The 3,437-nt window shown below is 45.8% G+C and carries 4 protein-coding genes; 2 read left to right on the top strand and 2 right to left on the bottom strand.

Annotated features, from left to right (window positions below):
* Positions 1-18: 18 nt before the first annotated feature.
* Positions 19-825 (top strand): serine/threonine protein kinase, encoded by an 807-nt coding sequence (locus tag AC1DUA_RS29675; protein WP_477503165.1) that lies wholly within the window; start codon positions 19-21, stop codon positions 823-825.
* A 295-nt stretch (positions 826-1,120) separates the two neighbouring features.
* Here AC1DUA_RS29675 and AC1DUA_RS29670 read toward each other — a convergent pair whose 3' ends face one another.
* Positions 1,121-1,963, bottom strand: a complete 843-nt coding sequence (locus AC1DUA_RS29670) for an EcsC family protein (protein WP_477503164.1) — start codon at positions 1,961-1,963, stop codon at positions 1,121-1,123.
* 6 nt (positions 1,964-1,969) lie between these two features.
* On the bottom strand, positions 1,970-2,977 hold the full coding sequence (locus AC1DUA_RS29665; RefSeq protein WP_477503163.1) for a helix-turn-helix domain-containing protein: 1,008 nt from the start codon (positions 2,975-2,977) through the stop codon (positions 1,970-1,972).
* 138 nt (positions 2,978-3,115) lie between these two features.
* Here AC1DUA_RS29665 and AC1DUA_RS29660 point away from each other — a divergent pair.
* On the top strand, positions 3,116-3,437 hold a 322-nt coding region (locus AC1DUA_RS29660; protein WP_477503162.1), incomplete at its 3' end, for a dihydrodipicolinate synthase family protein.

Below are 3,437 nucleotides of genomic sequence, written 5' to 3'. Positions count from 1 at the left end.
GAAAAATAAGGAGCGATTATGGCCTTACTTGCTTATGTGAGAAAAGTGTGTGCCGCTTGGATTGACTATCCATTGCAAGAGGGGAAATTGCTTCAAGGTCATTATCGTATCCTGCGATTTATCGGAATGGGAAGTTACGGGCTGACCTACTTGTGTCAAGACATCCGTACCGGAGCAGAGCTCGTCATTAAGCAAGCGAAGCCGAGTAAGGGACAGGTGGGACGTGACTTGTTGCAACAGGAGATCCAAATCATGCAACAGCTGCATCATCCTTCGATACCCAGCTGCCTAACGTCTTTTAATGAAAATAAACAGATGTTCATGGTCATGGATTATATGAAAGGGCAAACGGTTGAGGACTTGATTTTCGAGAGAGGTGCCAAATTTTCCGAAAAGGAAGCGCTAAGCCTGATTAGCAAGTTAATGGCAGTCGTGACGTATCTGCACTCGCAAGGTTTTGTCCACCGTGATATTCGGATTCCTAATGTTATTCTGCAAGGGGAACGAATCCATTTAATTGATTTTGGCTTAGCTTCACGAATGGGGGAGCCAGCTCTGCAGGATTATGGAATAGACGAGGGGCTACAGCGGCGGCGGGCTACTGAGGTGACTTCCGATCTGTATGCTATCGGTCACTTTTTACTCTTTATGCTATATTCAACCTTTGAAACATCAGAGCTCCCTGAGGAAAGCGCCAAAGGCTGGGAAGAGGAGCTTGATCTCACACCGGTGACGAAACGAATGATTCGCAAGCTGCTCCAGATAGATCCTGCGTACACAAGCACGCAAGAATTCATCGATGAATTAGACGCGATCCTTCCGTAGTCGCAAACAAAAAAGCCACTTTCGCGGCTTTGCATTAACTTGAACTATGTCGTTTATTTCGGTAATATCCATGACCTTGCTGATTGTGTCCACTTCCATGATAGCGATCCGATGAAGAATGACGTTGACCATACTGAACCCTATGAGAGCTATTCTGACGATAACCCCGGTGTTTGGAGTGGAAAATGGAGCCAAATAGTTTTCTAAGCAAATGTTTTATCATTTGTCACGAAGCCTCCAATCGTTTTATTTTTTAATACGAATGGAGACTTCAATAGTTTCAAGCCTGCGGAGGCTATTCCACGTTTTCTCGTTCTAACTCGTTTAAGCGTTCAAGAATTCTACGTTTACGATACAGCATTTTTGCGGATTCGCCAACATCCTTAAGCGTACCGCGGTTGATCCAAGCACCGAAGAGGATGCCGGCAATAGGAATCAACTGAAACAGTTTCTTCCAGCCCCAATTGTCGCGATAAGTAGCAAAAACTTCCCGCCAGCCCTGCAGCTGTGAAATCATCTGCGCGTCCGCTTGATCATTAGCCGCATAGTCGCTCAGCTCATCAAGAATCGCCTTCTTGCCGACGATATCGGCGGAAGAGAATTGCATGCACTTAATCGTGAAGATTCGTTCCTGCTTGATCTTGGGATCATAGCCATAACAGATGGCCAGCTCTTGAATGGTTTTCAAAGACAGGCCGAGCACAGCTGGAATATCGATGGCGAGGGTCAAAATGCCGCCAATTCCTGTCGTTGCTCCTTGGAGTGTAGCTAGTTTCGTCCGATTTTGAATAATCTCATCTGCGGCTTGATCAAGGATGTGAAGGGGAAGTGTCTCCACATCTTCAATCGCAACAATCTCTATATGCGCCGGATGATTTCCCTCAACACGCTGACGTACTTCTGAAATATGGCGTAATGTCCCTGTTTCAGAAATGAGATAGCGGCCACCCGCCTGCAAATAATTCCCTAGTTCATTCAAAGCCTCGCTAATCTTCTTGTTTAAAAATTTAGGTGTAAGCCGGTCCAACAGTTGAAAAGGCAGACGCCCAATTTTCTCCCAAAACCACAAATCTTTCTGATCAGACTCCCAAGCTTTAATTATGCTTAGCTCTTGCAGCAATTGTTCTCTGGATTCCATCTTGATTTACAACTCCTTTGCATCTTGTATACGTTTCAGAGCTGTATTTGGATGCAAAGTCAGATTTTTGTGATAACGTGTTGCAACTTGTTCTAAATATTTGTGTATCGAGGCATCGACTGATTCGGCGTTAAGACCATTTTTGCGAAAAGAGCTTGGCGGAGTGCCCATTTCCTTGGTGAACACTTGGGTAAAATAGTGAATGCTTTCAAAGCCGGTATCTTCGGCAATTTGTTTCAGGGGAATGTCCGTGTAACCGAGCAAATAGGCGGCCCTTTTGACCCGTTCTGTTTTGACGACCGAAGGAAAAGATTGACCTAATTCTTCCGCCATCAGGCGTGAGAGCTGCCGCYCGGACACATGCAGGCTTTGGGCAACATCTGAAAGCGCTATTTTTCTCGTGAGATGCGTCTGAATATACTCTTTTGCCCGCTTAAGAGTGCCTTGCAGCTCTGAAATCGCCGTGGATGAAGCCGTATCGCCAGAGACGCAGTGATGCAGAAATAAGTTGATACAACTCATGACCAGCGTATAGGCTAAATGCTCGATGGTCTCTTTGTAACGAATTTCAGACTCAGCCGCCTGAAGGAGCAGCGCTTGCCAAATGAGTGCGGGCGCAGTCTGCTCGGCATTCGGGATGAATAGGTGGGGATAGGCACTCAATTGATGAAAATCGCGAATAAAAGCTTCGCTCGAATCGGATGCTACGGGCTCGATAGCAAAAAACAGTAATAACATGCCCTCATCACTTTGAATATAATGTCTGCTTTCGGGCTTGGAGCAATAAAGCGTTCCAGCACGCAGCGGATAGGTTACTCCATCTGAAAAGTAAACGCCTTCACCTTGGACGACATAGCAAATTTCAAAAAAGGAATGCGCATGAGGACTATTTCCCATATGCTGCGGCTTTGCACCCCAGTAGTGAACGAAGATGGATGCGGAGGCTCCTTGGAGCTGATTCAGATGTTGGTTGAGGTATAGGTTACTTCGAGAATAAACGGTATGGCTCAGCACGAAAGTGATCTCCCCTCTAGTAAGCTGACATCTATTATATCACGGAATTTTTGAAAAAAAGCGGCGTGTTTTTACAAAGACTGACTCCGTATTCCTTTTCTATAATGAGGTGGAAGATAACGCAAAGGGGCTGTTCATATGGGAAGCGAGAACCATGTATCGTTAGCAGGGATTATGGGATTTCCGGTAACACCGTTTGATCATAACGAGAATGTGAATGAAAAAGCATTTGAGGCAAATGTTCAATTTTTATTGGCTAATGGCTTAGATTCTGTATTTGTATGTGCGGGTTCTGGCGAATTTCAATCTTTGGATATCAAAGAATATGAGCAGCTAGTTGCGGTCGGAGTCTCCGTCTCCGCGGGAAAAGTGCCTGTCTTTGCGGGAGCAGGGGGCAACCTGAAGGAAGCCATCGTACGCGTCCAACTGGCAGAAAGACTTGGAGCAGACGGTTTATTGC

The organism is Paenibacillus sp. 01T422 (assembly GCF_056398785.1).
The sequence above is the reverse complement of the archived record's forward strand: the minus strand, read 5'-3'. Positions and strand labels throughout refer to the sequence as shown.

Excerpts from the sequence above, each read along its gene's own strand:
- AC1DUA_RS29675 (WP_477503165.1), top strand. The coding sequence starts at position 19 with ATGGCCTTACTTGCTTATGTGAGAAAAGTGTGTGCCGCTTGGATTGAC.
- AC1DUA_RS29670 (WP_477503164.1), bottom strand. The coding sequence starts at position 1,963 with ATGGAATCCAGAGAACAATTGCTGCAAGAGCTAAGCATAATTAAAGCT.